The organism is Gilliamella sp. Occ4-3 (genome assembly GCF_001690675.1).
GTDB lineage: Bacteria > Pseudomonadota > Gammaproteobacteria > Enterobacterales > Orbaceae > Gilliamella > Gilliamella bombi.
In genome coordinates, this window is the sequence record NZ_LZHR01000073.1 from 35,591 (window position 1) to 54,004 (window position 18,414).

Below are 18,414 nucleotides of genomic sequence, written 5' to 3' on the forward strand. Positions count from 1 at the left end.
GCTCTACAATGTCAAAAGAAGTTATTGTTCTAAGTGGATCTGGGGCAATAGGTATAGCAATAGCCAGGCGTATAGCGGTGGGTAAAGTACTGTTATTAGCCGATTTAAAAATTGAAAATGCTGAAAAACAGGCTCAAGAACTGCGTAATGCTGGATATAATACCCATACTATCGCTTGCGATGTATCAAATCGAGTATCGGTCAATAAACTGGTAGAGACGGCCACTGGATTAGGCAAAATAATGGGCTTAGTCAACACGGCTGGTGTATCGCCTTCCCAAGCGTCTGCACAGCGAATCTTTGAAGTCGATTTATATGGTAACGCCCTGTTATTTGATGCATTTAGTGGGGTAATGGCAAAAGGTAGTTCGGCTTTGGTCATTGGTTCACAATCATCACATCGCTTAGACCCGCTTACATTGGAACAAACTAAAGCCCTAGCCTTAACACCCACAGAAGCATTACTCAATTTACCTTTTATTAAAGAAGTAAATGATAGTTTAAAAGCTTATCAACTAGCCAAAAAAGGAAATGCCTTAAGAGTGCAGGCAGAAGCGGTCAACTGGGGGCATCGTGGTGCAAGAATAAACTGTATTAGTGCAGGTATTATCCATACACCTTTAGCCAATGAAGAACTCAATGGCGATCGTAAAGATTTTTACCGCAAAATGCTTAAAGAATTACCAGTAGGTCGTGGTGGATCGCCAGATGAAATTGCTAACCTAGCCGAACTCATTATGTCCGAAAAAGGAGCTTATATTACTGGTAGTGATATGTTAATTGATGGCGGTGCCACAGCAAAATTTTGGTGGGATCTAACCGACTAATTTTTATTAAACGTCTAGTATAAGGAATAACACGATGTATAAATTTAGTTTTCAAAATCCAACTCGTATAGAATTTGGTATCGATAAAGAAAAAAACATGGGTCGCTATATGAAGGAGTTTGGTGCCAAAAGAGTATTAATTGTCTTTGGTAGTGATCGCATCAAACAATCTGGTTTATTTGATAATGTAACAGCAAGCTTGCGTGAATACGGCATTGAATTCACCGAATGTAGTAAAATTAAAAGTAATCCCATTTTAAGCAAAGTTCAAGAGGGGATCACTATCGCTAAAAAATTTGGCGCCGATAGCGTACTTAGTATTGGCGGTGGCTCCTGCTTAGATAGTGCAAAAGCGATTGCCGCTGGTAGTTTATACGATGGAGATGTATGGGACTTCTTTACTGGCTCCCCAGTAACCAAAGCACTTAATATATTTGATATAATGACCTTAGCTGCAACTGGTAGTGAAATGAACAATGGTGGTGTTGTCACAAACGAAAAAACTAAACAAAAATATCCAATTCATGGTTTTAGTTTATTTCCGAAAGTATCGGTAATTAATCCTCAACTTCAAACCACAATCAGTTGTGATTATCTAGTGTATTCGGCCGCTGATATTATCGCCCATTCCATTGAAGGGTACTTTACTGCATCGATACAGCCTGAACTCATTAATTTACAAATCGAAGCTAATATAAAAACCGTGATCCGTACCACCGAAATACTTCTACAAAATCCCAATAATTTAGATGCACGTGGTGAATTTGCTTGGGCGGCAACGCTGGCTTTAAATGGTTTAACCTATCTAGGTACAGCTGGCTTTAGCTACCCCAACCATATGATCGAACATGCAATGAGTGCAATCTGTGATGTACCACACGGTGCTGGATTATCAGTTGTTATGCCAGCTTGGATGACTTGGTATCACGATCGTAATCCAAAACAGTTCCAACGTTTTGCTAAAGAGATTTTTGGTTTATCAACGGCTGAACAAGGTATTGAAGCATTAAGAGCCTGGTTTAACAAAATAGGCACACCAACTACACTTGAGCAACTCAATATTAACCAACAGGATCTAAAACTGATCGTAGACAATGCAGCACAAAACGCTATTGATTGGCAAATGAGCGACATTTATAGCAAGCAGGTCATTGCTAATATTTTAAATTTGGCTAAATAATGAATGTTAGATGGATTTACCGTCCATCTAAAACAGGTCTTAATTTTTAAAATACGTCAGGTTGGCAATGCCATACAAAATGTGGCATTCCCCGCCAAGAACTATTATTACCACAAAAATATGGATCACCAACGCTAACTACAAAGCCAAGCAATCAATAGAAGAATCATTACGCAAATTAAAAACAGATTATATTGATTTATTATTAATTCACCAGCCATTTAATGACTACTATTATGCTTACCGATTAATGGAAGAAGCTTACGAAAAAGGCAAGGCTAAAGCCATCGGCGTTAGCAATTTTACCCAGATCGCCTTTTGAACTTTGCCCTTTCAGAACAAGAGATAAAGCTCATTACTACTTTAGATACTGGCATAGTTTTTTCTTCTCGCATCAAAATCCAAAAATGGAGGATTGGTTTATGTCCATTGTGAAATAGAGAAAAACAATAAATAAAAAATGAGTTACTTTATTGGGCTATAAATGACGGTTTGACGGTTTGACTGTTTTATTGTTTGTAATCAACACAAATTAAACAAAAATAAGTTATGATTTTGGCGTAAATATTTTCAATAGCGAATTGATTGTTAGGTGAAAATAGGAATCATCTTGCAATCCTTTTGCTGAAATATAAGCGCCTTGCAAAGTGGATATGATCAGTGTTACTGCTTCTAACGGTGCAAGAATATTAGAAATACTTCCATCCGAAATTCCCATTCTTATAAGATTTTCTAACGTTTGTTTCATTGTCAAAAATCCGCGTGTAACTTCTGCCGCTAAATGAGGATTTGTCATAATAGACCGATCCCGTGCCATTTGACCAACTAAACAGCCTCGTTGTATATTACGAGGTTTTAATAGCAAATTTGACAGTTTATTATAAGCATTTGTATTAGTATTTAGTACTGAAGCATTGATACTTATTAACTGTTCTACATTATAAGTTATAGCATATAAGGCCAAATCTTCTTTACCGTTGAAATGGTGGTAAAGACTACCTTGTCCAACACCTGACCGCTTTAAAATATCTTTAGGGCTAGTATTTGCTAGACCTTTTTCTAATAAGAGATCAGCCATAGCAATAATGAGCTTTTCTCTGGAATTTTGTTTAGTTTTTTGTTCGTTATTCATATTGCTATAACTCAACACACCATCAATTGACGGTATGTTTAATTAACTAATTATTTAATTTGTAAAATGGTATCTACCAAACGATTTGAAAAACCCCATTCATTGTCGTACCAACTGACAACTTTGAGTAAAGTACCATCCATTACTTTAGTTAGCTTAGAATCAAAAATAGAGGAAGTTGGATTGCCAATAATATCAGAAGAAACAATTTCATCTTCTGTATAGGCAAGAATACCATCCATTTTTTTCAAGTTTACAGCTTTTTTGATAGTATCATTTACTAATTGTACTGTCACTTCTTTCTCTAGATTTAATGTAAGATCTATCATGGATCCAGTAATGACAGGAACACGCACCGAACCACCATCTAATTTGCCTTTTAATTCAGGAAAAACAAGTCCAATTGACTGCGCAGCACCTGTTGAAGTTGGAACAATATTTTGCGCTGCACTTCGTGCTCGCCTCATATCCCTATGCGGTGCGTCCTGAAGATTTTGAGCCTGCGTATAAGCATGAATGGTTGTCATAAAACCTGATGTAATTCCAAAATTCTCATGTAACACTTTAACTAAAGGAGCTAAACAATTTGTTGTACATGAAGCATTAGAAATAATGTGGTGTTCATCTTTGTTATATAAATGCTCATTCACCCCCTGAACAATAGTTAAATCGACATTTTTTGCTGGAGCAGAAATGAGCACTTTTTTAGCTCCAGCTTTAATATGAGACTGTGCTCTTGTGCCATCATTAAATACTGATCCTCGCCAAAATATTAGACAGTGCCCGCCTCTATCATTTTTTCGTTTTGGTAATATTGTTGTTCATATTGTTCAGGTGATACCCAGCCATTGGCTGAATGACGGCGTATCCGATTATAATAGATTTCAATATATTCAAATAGTGCTTTATTAGCCTGCTTCCTCGTTTTGTAGTAACAGTCATGAATAATATGTGTTTTGAGTGTATGAAAAAAACTCTCAACAACCGCATTATCAAAGCAGTTGCCTCTTCGACTCATGCTTTGCCTTAGCCCATATTGTAACAATAACTGCTTGAAATCAGCACTGCAATATTGGCTTCCTTGGTCACTATGAATGAGTACATTTTTAGGAAAGTGACGCCGAAATAAAGCTTGTTTTAATGTATTACACACTAAATGGCGGTCTATGTAGCGACTGGTTTGCCTAGCAATCACTTTTCGTCCATATAAATCGATAATCACCGACAAATATAACCAACCTTCACCCGTTTTAATATAAGTAATATCGGTTACCCATGTTTTATTAGGCTTATCAGGATTAAATTGCCTATCTAACGTGTTGGGCGCAATATTGCGATGAGTCGTGTCTGTTTTATGCTTGAATTTACGTGCTGCTTTACTCCGTAATCCCAATTGTTGCAAAACACGGCTAATTGTCCTTTCTGAAACTTGATAGCCCGCTTCTCTTGCATCATGAAGCAGGCTTGGCGCACCCAAACGGGCATTATGTTGCCAATACTGCTTTTTAATATACTCGCTGAGTTTGGCTGATTTGTTTGCTCTTTTTAACCAAGCATCATAACCCGATGAACTGACACCAAGTAATGAGCATATCTTAGTAACGGGATAGCAGGTTAAATGATTTTTCATATAAGCGTACTTCACCGACTTGGATTATTGATGAAGTACACATGCGCCTTTTTTAGTATATCATTGGCCATTTTCAGTTCTTTAATCTCTTTTTCTAACGCCATAATCCGCTGTTGCTCAGCCGTTAACTCTCGACGGCTGGTTTTATTCGGGGAAAGTTGCCTAATCCATTTATCTAGGGTTGATTTACCCACACCTAGATGGTTGGCAAGTTCGCTGATAGAAAGGTGTGCATTAGATAACGCATAATCCACTGATTGTTGTTTGAATTCGATACTAAATTTTTTGACCATGATATTTGTCTCCTATGATTTTTATTTATATCATAGAGGCGACTTTTGTCCACTTTTTTGGCGAGGATCAAATTGCTATTATTCTTATTGGTGTTCAGATTGGTGGTGGGTTGCTCAGGATCTGGTCTGGTTACTATACAGACAAAAAAAAGAATCGTATTTCCTTATTAAAATATTACGCCATACTTGGTGGAATGGCATCTTTAATGCTTTGTTTAATGGTGAATAATACATATATCGGCATTATATTTATTGTGTTAACGGGGTTATTTGGCCATGCGTGGCACGGTATTGCTTATACCGAAGTAGCAGTTAAAGCGGGCATTGAACGTGCGGGAACAGCCTTGGGTATGATTGGCACTACCGTATTTATCACTTCGTTTCTAACTCCTATTATTATTGCTGATATCGCCCATATCTACGGATGGCGAGCAGTATGGGGCACTGTAACCATTCTGACATTTGCTTCGCTATTGTGTTTCATTTCATTGGCAAATAACGAAATTAAACTTTAGTTTCTATTATTAGTTCGAATTAGTAAAATGATGACGATAAAGTAATTGCTCACTATATACAATACATAAATTACCTATAGTGATCCAAAAACTTTGATAATGAATAGAAAAAAAATTAAGTCTTTAAGAAAAGCATTGAAAATATTTATTAAGATGACCTTATAAAAAACACCTTAGGTAGACTATTGATTTTATTTAATTTTTATTTTTTTTAATAGGGTTAAATAGTTATAGATTATCTTTCGTTTGTTAAGTTAACTTTTGTTTTTTATTTTTGCAAAGCGCTTTTGCTATTTATTAGAAAAAGCGCAAGCTTTTAAAACCTATTGGGCGTGTCGTCTAGCTTTACACAGAACTTTGTTCTTTGGTTGAGTGTCCTCAGTTTAGGTTTAAGTGCAAAAACTAAGGAGTAACACAAACAATAGAAGATAAGCTTGTAGAGTAGTAAACAATACCATTCGACAAACCCACTGTGTACATATAGTAGCCTGTTCCTCCCATACTATCACTAGTCCAGTTGTTCATGATGTGTTCAAAACCTGTATTAGTATAATACATCATGTCACCCCACTCTGTAGCAAGTCCAGCCCCTATTCGGCGTTGATAATAATAATCATTAGAAGATGGCGGTACAGCTACTTGCCAACCATTACCCCAACCAGAACTGTACGTATTGGTAAGATCCCTTATCTGTGGAATTCGATAACCTAAGCTACTACACCAAGATACGCTATTAGGATAGATATCAAATCTAGTTCCTCCATTGACAAACCACTTTTGCAATACAAATCCATATTTTACCACCACATTACCACTGCTATCCTTGCCTTTTAATTCAAATTTTTCTGGTAAATTTGGCACTGTAATTGGATTTGGATTAGCACTATCCCATTGTGCTTTAGCCTCTGGACCCGTTAGAGTAACACGCGTTACTGTTTCTGAACCATTAGGAATCCAACTATCGCTAGCGGTTGTCCTTGTCACCGTAGCGGTTATTCCTTCATGCGTGACTGGCTCCCAAGTCAACTGACTTGCATCTACTCCAACTATGTCTAAATCAAAATATAATCCATCAGCACCCGTAGTCGGAAAATTTAACGCGTATGATACTGAATTGGTTGGTTGAACTAAAAATCCTTTATCAGGGTTCCATTCGTAAGCTGGACCCGCGTAAATGTCTGTTCCAAATTGCAAATTAGGTCTTACGAAATTGACGCCTACTGTAACCTTTGGTTTGATGTAATATGTTTCACTACCTTCTGTGAAGGTATTAGCTTTTGGTTCCCCGTATTGTGTGCTTAAAGATCCCCCTGTACTACTTAATTTTACTTTATAAGGTGCATTACTTATCGTTAATACTTCATTACGACTAACCGTTTGGTTATTTTTATCTGTGATACTAAGCGTTATACTTCCTTCTGCCATTACCCCGCCATCTTGTCCATCACCATCATCATCACCCCAATTACCCTGTGCGACTAAATCGCTAAGGTTCACAGAATTGGTTGATGTCGGTACTATCATGTCAATATTTTCAAAACTTTGACCTGATGCGGGTAGCTCAATGGGATTTGTTGATGATGAAGAATTGTTTTGCGGTGTGAGTGTACGACCATCTGATAACCTAATACTTAATAAGTCATCTGTTGTAATCACTTTGGTAGTACCATCCTCAAAAGTTAAATAAGGTACAGTACCATTAATACGTTTAGAAGTCGTGGCCGATAATGCCTGCGATTCCAATGAATACGGCAATAATAGTAGTAGTGTCAATGAAAACGGAAATTTAGCAAGTGATTTCGATAAAAATTTTAAAGATAACTTTGATAAGATAAACAAGATTTGTGTAACACTACATCTAGCATGGTTATTTAATAAATTTAAGACATTGGCTTGCCTCTGCTTGTGTCTAAAATGATACTGCATTACGTTCCACCTGTCGATTAAGTTTATTGGTTTCTATATTAACCTTATAATTAAATTAACTAATTTTAAATTGATGAAATTATAACCGTTTATGTAAATTTTTGCTAGCTTTTAGATAATTTTTGGTTAATTTTTGTTAAAAGTGAGTGTTATTGTTTTAGGATTATGACAGCTTTTAGGATACATTTTTTATTTAAAAATTTAGCTAAAATTCTGATATTTTGAGCTTTGAGAGTAGCAAATCGCAACGGTGACATCATACTATTTAAGCTATTTTATATCAAAATGATAAAGCACTTAGCGCTATCAAACACTCTACCCAAGGCAAAAACACTCAGGTAGAGTATTGATTTTATTGAACTTTTTATTTATTGTTTTTTAATAAACCAATTTTTCATAAACGGTTATTTATTTTTTTCCCGCTCAATTGCACGGTAGCCAATATCATGGCGATAAAAACAACCATGCCAATAGATGTCTTTGGCTTGCTGATAAGCACGTTGTTGAGCTTCAAGTACTGTGTTGCCAAGTGCGGTTACGCATAATACCCGTCCACCGTTGGTGTAGACTCGCCCTTTTTCTAAACTAGTACCTGCATGGAAAATTTTGCAATCTTCGGTTGATTCTGCCGGTAGTCCAAGAATTACATCTTGGGTATGATATTCACCCGGGTAACCGCCTGCAGCTAGCACTACACCTAATGCGGATCTTGGATCCCATTTTGATTTGACCGTATCTAATTTGCCTTCTACCGCCGCTAAGCAAAGTTTGACCAAATCTGATTGCATTCGCATCATTATCGGCTGTGTTTCGGGATCGCCAAATCGGCAGTTGAATTCAATAACTTTGGGATTGCCGTTTTTGTCAATCATTAAGCCAGCATATAAAAAGCCGACATAGACGTTGCCTTCTTGCGCCATACCATTGACCGTTGGATAAATGATTTCATCCATTACCTTTGCAAAAACCGCATCAGTTACAACAGGAGCTGGCGAATACGCGCCCATGCCACCCGTGTTTAAACCTGTATCGCCATCGCCAACACGTTTATGATCTTGGCTCGTTGCCATGGGCTCGACATTTTTGCCATCTACCATGACAATAAAGCTAGCTTCTTCACCCTCGAGAAACTCTTCAATCACTACTCGGTGACCTGCATCACCAAAGGCATTTCCAGCTAACATGTCACGAACGGCGTCTTCGGCCTCTTTTAGTGTCATGGCAACAATAACGCCTTTACCAGCCGCAAGTCCATCGGCTTTAATCACGATCGGTGCGCCCTTTTCACGGATATAAGCAATTGCTGGTTCAACTTCAGTAAAGTTTTGATATTCAGCTGTTGGAATTTTATGACGTGCTAAAAAATCTTTAGTAAAAGCTTTTGACCCTTCCAGTTGAGCGGCCGATTTTGTTGGACCGAAGATTTTCAATCCTGCTTTTTGGAAGCTATCAACAATGCCAATAACCAGTGGTGCTTCAGGACCAACAATGGTCAAATCCACTTGCTGTTGCTGGGCAAAGTTAAGCAGTCCACTCACATCGGTGGCTTTGATATTAATATTTTCTAAACTTGGTTCCAGCGCAGTACCAGCATTGCCAGGTGCAACAAAAACTTTAGAAACCAATGGAGATTGTGCTGCTTTCCAAGCAAGCGCATGTTCACGCCCACCATTACCAATTACTAATACTTTCATAAAAGATCCTTTTAAGATGCCTTTCATAATATAAAGATATATATAGATAACTAATTTTTAAAAAACTAACAAAGTGATCACACAATTAATGCCTAAAATGACGCATTTTAGTAAAGATCATTGCGATATTGTGCTCATTTGCGGCTTGGATCACTTCATCATCTCGAATCGAACCACCGGGTTGAATCACACAAGTCACACCTACGGCTGCAGCGGCATCGACTCCATCTCTAAATGGGAAAAACGCATCTGAGGCAACAACTGATCCAGCAACGTTTAAATTTTCATCTTTAGCTTTAATTCCCGCTATCTTAGCAGAGTAAACACGACTCATCTGCCCTGCTCCAATACCAATTGTCATATTATCTTTTGCATAGACAATGGCATTTGACTTAACAAATTTTGCCACTTTCCAACAAAATAGCGCATCTGAAAGCTCTTGAGCAGTTGGTTTACGTTTGGTTACTACAGTTAATTCATTTGGCGATATCATACCTAGATCGCGATCTTGCACTAATAAACCGCCATTGACACGTTTAAAATCTAAACTTACTGATGCTGGTGTTGACCACTCACCACATTCAAGTACACGCACATTTTTTTTAGCTTGAGTAATGGTTAAAGCTTCTTGGCTAACTGATGGGGCAATAATTACTTCTACAAATTGTTTATCAACAATGGCTTTTGCGGTATCTGCATCAAGTTGTCGATTAAAGGCTATAATGCCACCAAAAGCTGAAGTTGGATCAGTTTTAAAGGCTTTTTCATAAGCATGTAAAATATTATCACTAATCGCTACACCACAAGGATTAGCATGTTTTACAATCACACACGCTGGCTCATCAAATGATTTTACACATTCAAGCGCAGCGTCAGTATCAGCAATATTGTTATAAGAAAGGGCTTTACCTTGCAACTGGTTTGCTGTTGCAATCGAGGCTTCTTTGACATCTTGCTCAACATAAAAAGCCGCTTGCTGATGTGCGTTTTCACCGTAACGCATATTCTGTTTTTTAATGAATTGTAGATTTAAAGTTCGAGGAAATTCGCCCGATGGTTGATTGGTTTCACCCATGTAAGGTGGCACTAATTGCCCAAAATAGTTGGCAATCATACCATCATATTTAGCCGTGTGTTCAAAGGCTTTAATTGCAAGGTTAAAACGATATTTAAATGAAAGCGAGTTTTGGTTACTATCCATCATATTGATGATATTTTCATAATCACCACAATCAACTACAATGGCAACATCTTTATGATTTTTGGCAGCAGATCGAACCATTGTCGGACCACCAATGTCAATGTTTTCAACCGCATCATCTAACGTACAATCTGGTTTAGCGACAGTTTGCGCAAAGGGGTAAAGATTAACAACCACCATATCAATCGGTGCAATTTGGTGTTGTTGCATAATAGCATCATCAATACCCCGTCGCCCTAAAATTGCCCCATGGATTTTAGGATGTAAGGTTTTAACTCGCCCGTCCATCATTTCAGGGAAACCAGTGTAATTGGATACTTCAATAACAGGTATTTGGTTTTCCATTAATAATTTTGCTGTTCCCCCAGTCGAAAGGAGTTCCACATTACGTTCTGATAAGGCTTTTGCAAATTCTAAAATACCGGTTTTGTCGGACACACTAAGTAAAGCACGACGGATAGGACGAAACTGCTGCATGAAAGGCTCCGAAATTGATATCTACAATCTAAGTATTGAGCCAACATTATATATAAATTAAAGATAGAAGTTTAGTGTTAACTTATCAAAAACGATCAAAGTAGTTGAATGATAATATTTGACTTTATTTCGATTTTGACAAATCAGCTATATTTTTATTCTTGACAAAATACCTAACACTTCCACCTCCAAAATGCTTGTTTGACATGTTATGCACGCTTATTTGTCGGCATATTTTGACGACACGTATAAATGGTTATATTAACCTTTAAACGTTATAAAGATAGGTCTATTTTTCGTTTTACATAACTCAGGTAGTATATTTATTTTATATTTTTCCCAAAAGATAGATTGTCGTAATACTGTTACTTTTGGATACATCGGTAGTAGAAAATTTACAACATTTTGGTTGAATAAAACCCTAGACTAGCTAGGGTATTAATTAAGTTTATTGATTTAAATATTTAACTATTAATTCTTCGCTTTATATTCAGCATAATATTCTTCTGCTAATTTACGCATTGATAATCCAATTGCGGCATATTGATATTCATTTAAGTTTGCTAACGATGCTCGAGCAGAAGGATGTTGTACAGCAAATCCCTTACCCGGTAGTAGTACAACGCCTGCTTCATCAGCAATTCTGAATAACATTTCAGAAGGATTTTTATTTTTTAGGATCCATTTAGCAAATTTATCGTCATATAATTCTCGGCAAATATGTTCAAGATCCACTAGAGTGTAATAATCTACACTGTTTTCATCGGTTTGATGTTTAAGACCTAAATGTTGATAAAGTGATGCTGCACGGCGTCGAATTAGTGATTTTAATGCTGTTTTATAGCTTTGATCGCTATCCATCATTTCACATAATGCAAATAATACCATTTGTACTTGCTGTGGTGTTGATAGCCCAGCAGTATGGTTTAATGCAACCGCACGACTATCGGCTACTAAGCGGTCTATAAATTTTAGATTTTCAGGGTCAGTAACAATTGAGCTATATCGTTTATTTAAGATCTGTTTGGTTTTGCTTGGTAACGCTTTAATGGCTTTATCTATTACATTATCATGTGCTGTTGCAATAACACCTAAACGCCAACCTGTAGCACCAAAATATTTAGAGAATGAATAAACTAAAATAGTATTTTGAGGGCAAATTGCAAATAAAGATTGGAAGTCATCAGCAAATGTGCCATAAACGTCATCGGTTAGAATAATCAGTTCAGGGCGTTTTTTGACAATGTTGGCAATGATTTTTAAGCTGTTATCGTCAATTTTAACTGATGGTGGGTTTGAAGGGTTAACAACAAAAAAGGCTTTAATTGCTGGATCTTCTAATTTACGCAATTCTGACTCAGGATACTGCCAATTTGAGTTAGGATCAGAATTAATTAATACCTCAACTAATTGGTAATCGTTAAGTTCAGGAATTTCGAGATAAGGCGTGAATATAGGTGCGCCAATGGCAATTTTGTCACCTTTTTGGATTAATCCATTTTCTTTCATTGAGTTAAAAATATAAGCCATGGCAGCTGTGCCACCTTCGACAGCAAATAAATCTATATCATTACGATCCAGATATTGAGCATCCATTTGTTGTAAAACATATGCTTTAACCACATCTTCACTAAAATGTAGCATTCTATCTGGTACTGGATAATTACATCCTAAAATACCTTCTACCATTTCTTGTAAAAAGGCGTTTTCGTCAAGCCCTAGTTGATCACGAATATAAGAAAATGCCTTACCTAAAAAGGCAACACCAGGAGTGTTGTAATTTTGGCAAATAAAATGTTCAAAGCGTCCGGTTAGTCCTGCTTTAATTGGCATGCCACCGATACCTTCATTTAAATATGAAAATGACATTTCGGATTCTTGGGTTGCAAATACACCTAATTGGAAAAAAGCTTGACGAGGCCAAGTAGCAAGAAAGTTGGGATTGCCTCTCCCTGCATTTAACATTACTCGATCAGTATGACTTTGTGCCAGTTTAATTAAGTTATCTTTTAATTCAAAAGGACTTAAATTAGCATATTGACTGTATTCTGTTTTGTTTTTCATACATTTGTATCCTTAATTTGATGGATCAATTAAACAAAAGCAACAACTAATGGTCCTAATAAAGTTAGGAAAACATTAGCTAAAGCATAAGTAATGGCAAAAGAGTTGGTTGGTGTTGAGTTACCGGCTTTATTTAGCACTTCACCAAAAGCAGGATTAGCGCTACGCGAACCCGCTAAAGCACCGGCAAACACCGCTACATTTTTATAGCCTAATACATATTTACCAAAATAAATGGCAAGTAACATTGGCAATAAAGTAACAACAACACCAATTAAAAATAGAGATAAACCTTGTTCTTTAATAGTATTAATCGCTTGAAGACCAGAACTTAAACCAACAACCGCCACAAAACCAGCCAAGCCAAAATCTTTTAAAAGTTGCACAGCACCAGTTGGTATGTTACCGATAGTTTGATGAACAGAGCGATACCAGCCGAATAATAATCCCGATAAAAGCGCACCGCCGCCAGCTCCTAATGTAATAGGAATATCGCTAACACGTATAACGATTAAACCAATAATAAGACCAACAACAAGCCCTAAACCATGAAATATCCAGTCAGTTTTTTCACTTTTAGTGATTGGAGCACCAATTTTATCTACAACACGACGAAGATCACCATCAGCACCATAAATAGTAATAACATCACCAAGTTTTAAATTAATATCGTTAGTAAGAGGAAGGGATTGTCCATCACGATGAATAGCCAAAAGGTATATTCCATGTTTTAATTTCATAACTTCGTCAGATTGAAGTACTTGAGTAAGATTTTGATCCACATAACGGCTATTACGCATTTCAACATCTAGTTTGTTCATCACTACATCCATACCTGATGCTGAATTTACTTCGCTACCAAGTAGATCTTGTGCTTTAATCATAGCGTCACGATGACCCACAACCAGAATGATATCTTTTGACTTTAATACTGTTTCAGGGGTTGCTTCTATTATTTTATTGCCACGTTTAATACGTTCAATACTGATACCATTTACAGTTTGTTCAATATGGGAAACAGTTTGGTTGATTTTATTGGTAATACGATACAAACGACCACTAATATCAGATAAAGCTAAATTTTGATCATTGCCCAATAAGAGCGAACCATGAAGCTGTTCTGCTTGTGCTTTAATTGCATCATCGCCAATATCTCTACCCATTATTTTTGGTAGAATATTGACACACACTATAATGGCACCTAGTGAACCAAATATATAAGTGACTGCATAACCAATAGTGACATTAGCTTGCATTTTACTTAATTCTTCAGCACTTAATCCAAGCTGACTTAATGCATCAGAGGCTGTGCCCATAATGGCTGATTGGGTCAATCCTCCTGCAGCTAAACCAGCAGCAAGGCCTTTGTCTAAATTGAATATTTTAGCTAAAATTACAACAGTCACAAAGCTTGCGACAGCAATAAATAATGCTAAGAATATTTCGCGTAATGTTTTCACACCTAATGAACGGAAAAACTGAGGACCACTTTCATAACCCACAGCATAAATAAATAGTGCAAAGAGAATCGACTTAACCCCCGCATCAATAGTAACGCCAAAAACACTTAAAGCAACAGCAACAAGTAACGAACCAGCAACACCACCGAGTTGGAATTTACCCATTCGAATGCCACCAATTAAATATCCTAAACTTAACGATAAAAATAATAGAATTTCTGGGGAGTGTTTAAGTCCATCTAAAACCCAATTTGAAAGCCATTGAAACATATTAATTGTCCTCAAGGAGAAACATAAAGAAATGTAATTAAAGGAAAGAGTTTATCCATTAATTTTTATGGATTGCTTATATATTAAACCTATTTAGAATAATGGATATTCAGTTTTGGCAATTAATGCTATCGTTAAAATTAGTTAACAAGCACTATGTTTAACGGAAATTTAATCAAGGACAAGAAATTATTGAAATAATGTATTTAGATTGTATAAGCTCAATTTTTGAATTGAGCTTAATATTTTTAATTAATAAATTTAGACTAATTATATCTTCATTTTATCTTTTATCTGATATGGTTAAATTAGCAAAAAATCTACTTTATTTTGCTTTGAAAATATTTTCTTGAATTTTAGCATCAAGATTATTTATCCAACGATTATAATTTCGATGAACTCCGCCCTGACTATTTTTTAAATTATTGCTCACTGATACATAATTAATAGAGTAGCTCTTTGCAGAATAAGGTATATTCACTACAACTTCAAACTTACGGTTGAATAAACGCCCTCGAATAGTATTACTGTCAATAACATCCATCTTCCATGTACCAAATGCAGCTCGACCATTAGTAGCAGAAGCTAAAATAGCTTTTTTCACTTGATCTTTTGATAGTCCAGTTACTGGGGTGGTAATATTTTGGGGTTCTTGAAATTTACCAGAACATCCAATTAATAGCGAAAGTAATAATGCACCAACGATATATTTTAAAAACTTCATTGTTTACTCCTTTATTTTGTTTGTTTATTACTAATTAGCTTTTTACAGATTAACAGCGTATGACCATAACCTAAATTATCAATATCTTTTTCGACATAAAAACCAGCATTCTTAAGGCAATTATAAAATACCTTAGAATGGTAAAAGCGACTATTTCCATTTGCTAAACATGTAAAATACAAAGAAGAAGCGTTTAAACTCAATGCTCCAGCTTCAAAACTTTGTCTATCCCAAAATAGATCCATAATACATACTATAGCATCATCTTTCATGCTACTGTGAATCAATTTTAAAATATGGGTGATTTGTTCAATACTAAAACAATCTAAAAACTGACTCATCCACCAAATATCTGCTTCATTTGGTAATATCTCTGCAGTCAATAAATTGACGGAATAGAAGTCAATGCGATCATCAAAACCTGCTTGCTTAATATTATTTTCGGCAACAGAAATCTGTTCGGGTAGATCTAATAATGTAACTTTGATATTGGGGTTGTGTTTAGCACAATAAATAGCCCATTTACCTGTATTACCACCAACATCATAAATGTGTTTGGGATTCAATTGGGTAATATGAGAAAAAGCAATTGGAAATGAATGATCAGAATAAAAATGATCAAATTCAAACCAACTGTCTTTAGCTTTTTTAGGCAATGACTGTAATGCTGGATATATTGTTTTCCAATTACCAAAGACTTTCAATCCTTCAGGTTTTCCAGACTCAAGCGATTCTTGTAGATAGAACATACTTTGATAACAAATATCTTGAGTAAAATTAAGATTAACTTCGGTCATTTTGTCATGTAATAAATAATGCCCTACTTTACCAAGAATATAGTGCCCATCATTTTTATAGATAACATGCATACTTAATCCAATATCCAACAAAAGCTCAATTGCGTAAGGGGATAAAGAAATTTGTTTTGCTATTTCGTCAAAACAAATGCCTCTTTTCCCTGCTTGATCTATGCAAGTTAAGATACCTTTGTTTTTCATACAAACTATTGCTTGAAAAAAGATAGGATAAAATGCTATTTTTTGTGCTTCTGTTATTGCGTCTAATGCGGTATAAATATCTTTATAATATCCATATCTTATATTTTCTTGTTCAGTCAATCTCTTGCCTTTTTAAATTTTTAATGTATTGTATCAGCACATTGCATACTTAAGTAAATTTATATTAAATAATATTACAAAATATTGTTAAGTAAAGAATTAATTAAAAATATTAACGAAATGAATTTTTCTTTTTCTATTGAAAATTGGTTTGCTTTATCTTCCGGATTATCTAGTAAAGATGATTGGTTTTTGTGGTCTCAACAATTAGAACACGATTGGAGTTTACCTCTACCTAAATCAAATAAACTGCCCATGATGCAAGTGCGCCGAATGAGTACATCATCACGCTTAGCTGTTGAGGTTGGTCTGGAACTTATAAACAATAATAGCGTTGATTTGGCTATCTTTACTAGTCGACATGGTGAATTAGAAAGAACTTATAAAATATTATCTGAACTTAATCAAAATAATGAGATTTCACCTACTGATTTTGCCCTATCAGTTCATAATACGACTGCAGGTTTACTAACAATTGTTGCAAATCAAACGGTTCCTATTACTTCGTTATCAGCACATAATGATAGTTTTCATCAAGGCTTGATAGAAGCTTTACCTTTATTAAATCAAAGCAACAAAAAAATACTATTAATAGATTTTGATGGCATCGTTCCCAAATTTTATCAAACGGCTATCAAACAGTTAGTTCCGATTTATGCTGTAGGATACATATTAACAAGTGGCAATGAATTTAGTTGTAAAAGTATAGAAAAAACATCAAAAGTTTATAAGTCAGATTATCCGCAATCTCTTGCTTTTTTGCATGCTTATTTGAATAAACAAAAACAATTTATAGTACAAGGAAACGTTCAAGATTGGCAATGGATAATAAATTTATAGAGAAAATAAACACCTATAATTTTAATCAATATTGGCGTTTATTAATTACTGCGCTAGGCTTTACGTTATTTGGATTATGTGGTTTTTTTATAATTTCACTATTATGGTTTAGTCTGTTAAGAATATTTATTTGGAACAAACATCAACGAAGCATTATTGCCCAAAAAAGTGTTTGTTTTAGTTTTAAAGTTTTTATATGGATAATAAAATCATTAGGAGTAATTAATTATCAATTCAATGGACTTGAGAAACTCAAACAAGACAAAAATTGTTTGGTTGTGGCAAATCACCCTTCTTTGCTTGATGTTGTACTTTTAGCATCAGTAATGCCTCGTTGTGACTGCTTAGTTAAAGGTGAACTTATCAACAATATTTTTATCAGCCGCATCATAAAAACCGCGGGATACATTTTAAATGCCGAATCAGAAAAAATATTACCACAATGCAAACAAATATTGGCAAAAGGTGGGCGAATACTGATATTTCCCGAGGGGACAAGAAGTATACCAAACAAACCAATAAAATTACAAAGAGGTGCCGCTAATATAGCATTACGTTGCCAAGTGGATATTCGAGTCATTCATATAAAATGTGCTCCTCCTTTTCTTATAAAGGAACAGAAATGGTATGATATACCAATAAAAAAAGCTTGTTTTAATATTACTGTCGGAGAAAAAATTTCAATTGCTGATTTTATCAGCCCAAAGACAACTGTTGCAGCAAGGCAATTAACACGGTATTTGACTTCAGTATTTAATGAAACTGAAATAAATTAAAACAGTCTCAATGTAAAAGGAAAACTAATGGAAAAACTACATAATGAAATAAAGACACTCATAATTGATGTACTAAATTTGGAAGCTATCACACCTGATGATATCGACTCTCAAGCCCCTTTATTTAATGATGGACTAGGGCTAGATTCTATTGATGCGTTAGAACTTGGTCTTGCTATTAAAAACAAATATGGGATCGTTTTATCTGCAGAAAGTGAAGAAACGAAAAAAGCATTTTACTCAATTCAATCATTAGCTGATTTTATCTCATCACAACAATAGGAGAG

15 protein-coding genes and 2 pseudogenes are annotated in these 18,414 nt (G+C 35.5%); 7 read left to right on the forward strand and 10 right to left on the reverse strand.

Going from position 1 to position 18,414, the window contains the following annotated elements:
• The first annotated feature begins 8 nt into the window (after window positions 1-8).
• The 3 genes from A9G44_RS08075 (at window position 9) to A9G44_RS08085 (ending at window position 2,329) form a co-directional block, all read left to right on the forward strand.
• On the forward strand, window positions 9-827 hold the full coding sequence (locus A9G44_RS08075) for an SDR family oxidoreductase (protein WP_065610298.1): 819 nt from the start codon (window positions 9-11) through the stop codon (window positions 825-827).
• 34 nt (window positions 828-861) lie between these two features.
• A complete protein-coding gene (locus A9G44_RS08080) occupies window positions 862-2,007 on the forward strand; it encodes an iron-containing alcohol dehydrogenase (protein WP_065610300.1) in 1,146 nt (381 codons plus the stop codon).
• Window positions 2,008-2,074: 67 nt separating this feature from the next.
• Window positions 2,075-2,329, forward strand: coding sequence for an aldo/keto reductase (locus A9G44_RS08085; RefSeq protein ID WP_218058637.1), 255 nt, complete (start codon window positions 2,075-2,077; stop codon window positions 2,327-2,329).
• A 225-nt stretch (window positions 2,330-2,554) separates the two neighbouring features.
• Here A9G44_RS08085 and A9G44_RS08090 read toward each other — a convergent pair whose 3' ends face one another.
• The 3 genes and pseudogenes from A9G44_RS08090 to A9G44_RS08100 all read right to left on the reverse strand — a co-directional run bounded on the left by A9G44_RS08090 (window position 2,555) and on the right by A9G44_RS08100 (window position 5,062).
• Window positions 2,555-3,139 (reverse strand): TetR/AcrR family transcriptional regulator, encoded by a 585-nt coding sequence (locus A9G44_RS08090; protein ID WP_065610302.1) that lies wholly within the window; start codon window positions 3,137-3,139, stop codon window positions 2,555-2,557.
• Window positions 3,140-3,189: 50 nt separating this feature from the next.
• Window positions 3,190-3,891 (reverse strand): annotated as a pseudogene (locus A9G44_RS08095) (type I glyceraldehyde-3-phosphate dehydrogenase); the annotation flags it as partial.
• A 20-nt stretch (window positions 3,892-3,911) separates the two neighbouring features.
• Window positions 3,912-5,062: pseudogene (locus tag A9G44_RS08100) on the reverse strand (IS3 family transposase).
• 14 nt (window positions 5,063-5,076) lie between these two features.
• On the opposite strand from A9G44_RS08100, the gene A9G44_RS08110 reads away from it, so the two are divergent.
• Window positions 5,077-5,577: an MFS transporter gene (locus tag A9G44_RS08110; RefSeq protein WP_065610307.1), complete on the forward strand. Its 501-nt coding sequence runs from the start codon at window positions 5,077-5,079 to the stop codon at window positions 5,575-5,577.
• Window positions 5,578-5,979: 402 nt separating this feature from the next.
• Here the strand turns inward: A9G44_RS08110 and A9G44_RS08115 are convergent, their stop codons facing one another.
• The 7 genes from A9G44_RS08115 to A9G44_RS08145 all read right to left on the reverse strand — a co-directional run bounded on the left by A9G44_RS08115 (window position 5,980) and on the right by A9G44_RS08145 (window position 16,493).
• The gene (locus A9G44_RS08115) at window positions 5,980-7,503 is read right to left on the reverse strand and encodes a hypothetical protein (RefSeq protein ID WP_065610309.1); all 1,524 of its coding nucleotides are present in this window, start codon (window positions 7,501-7,503) and stop codon (window positions 5,980-5,982) included.
• 404 nt (window positions 7,504-7,907) lie between these two features.
• A complete protein-coding gene (purD, locus tag A9G44_RS08120; protein ID WP_065610311.1) occupies window positions 7,908-9,197 on the reverse strand; it encodes a phosphoribosylamine--glycine ligase in 1,290 nt (429 codons plus the stop codon).
• Window positions 9,198-9,282: 85 nt separating this feature from the next.
• A complete protein-coding gene (gene purH / locus A9G44_RS08125) occupies window positions 9,283-10,875 on the reverse strand; it encodes a bifunctional phosphoribosylaminoimidazolecarboxamide formyltransferase/IMP cyclohydrolase (protein ID WP_065610314.1) in 1,593 nt (530 codons plus the stop codon).
• A gap of 471 nt (window positions 10,876-11,346) precedes the next feature.
• Window positions 11,347-12,939, reverse strand: coding sequence for a bifunctional aspartate transaminase/aspartate 4-decarboxylase (locus tag A9G44_RS08130; protein ID WP_065610316.1), 1,593 nt, complete (start codon window positions 12,937-12,939; stop codon window positions 11,347-11,349).
• A gap of 29 nt (window positions 12,940-12,968) precedes the next feature.
• The gene (gene aspT / locus A9G44_RS08135; RefSeq protein WP_065610318.1) at window positions 12,969-14,669 is read right to left on the reverse strand and encodes an aspartate-alanine antiporter; all 1,701 of its coding nucleotides are present in this window, start codon (window positions 14,667-14,669) and stop codon (window positions 12,969-12,971) included.
• A gap of 325 nt (window positions 14,670-14,994) precedes the next feature.
• On the reverse strand, window positions 14,995-15,393 hold the full coding sequence (locus tag A9G44_RS08140; protein ID WP_065574784.1) for a hypothetical protein: 399 nt from the start codon (window positions 15,391-15,393) through the stop codon (window positions 14,995-14,997).
• An 11-nt stretch (window positions 15,394-15,404) separates the two neighbouring features.
• Window positions 15,405-16,493: a methyltransferase gene (locus A9G44_RS08145; RefSeq protein WP_065610501.1), complete on the reverse strand. Its 1,089-nt coding sequence runs from the start codon at window positions 16,491-16,493 to the stop codon at window positions 15,405-15,407.
• A gap of 102 nt (window positions 16,494-16,595) precedes the next feature.
• Between A9G44_RS08145 and A9G44_RS08150 the strand changes: the two genes are divergently transcribed.
• Genes A9G44_RS08150 through A9G44_RS08160 form a run of 3 tightly spaced genes read left to right on the forward strand, consistent with a single transcriptional unit; the run spans window position 16,596 to window position 18,409 of the window.
• Window positions 16,596-17,351 carry a beta-ketoacyl synthase chain length factor gene (locus tag A9G44_RS08150; protein ID WP_081298297.1) on the forward strand — a complete coding sequence of 252 codons (756 nt, stop codon included), beginning with the start codon at window positions 16,596-16,598 and terminating at the stop codon, window positions 17,349-17,351.
• Complete coding sequence (locus A9G44_RS08155; protein WP_065610320.1) at window positions 17,333-18,127, forward strand: lysophospholipid acyltransferase family protein; 795 nt, start codon at window positions 17,333-17,335, stop codon at window positions 18,125-18,127. Before A9G44_RS08150 ends, A9G44_RS08155 begins: the two co-directional genes overlap by 19 nt.
• A 27-nt stretch (window positions 18,128-18,154) precedes the next feature.
• Window positions 18,155-18,409: a phosphopantetheine-binding protein gene (locus A9G44_RS08160; protein ID WP_065574786.1), complete on the forward strand. Its 255-nt coding sequence runs from the start codon at window positions 18,155-18,157 to the stop codon at window positions 18,407-18,409.
• Window positions 18,410-18,414: the final 5 nt, after the last annotated feature.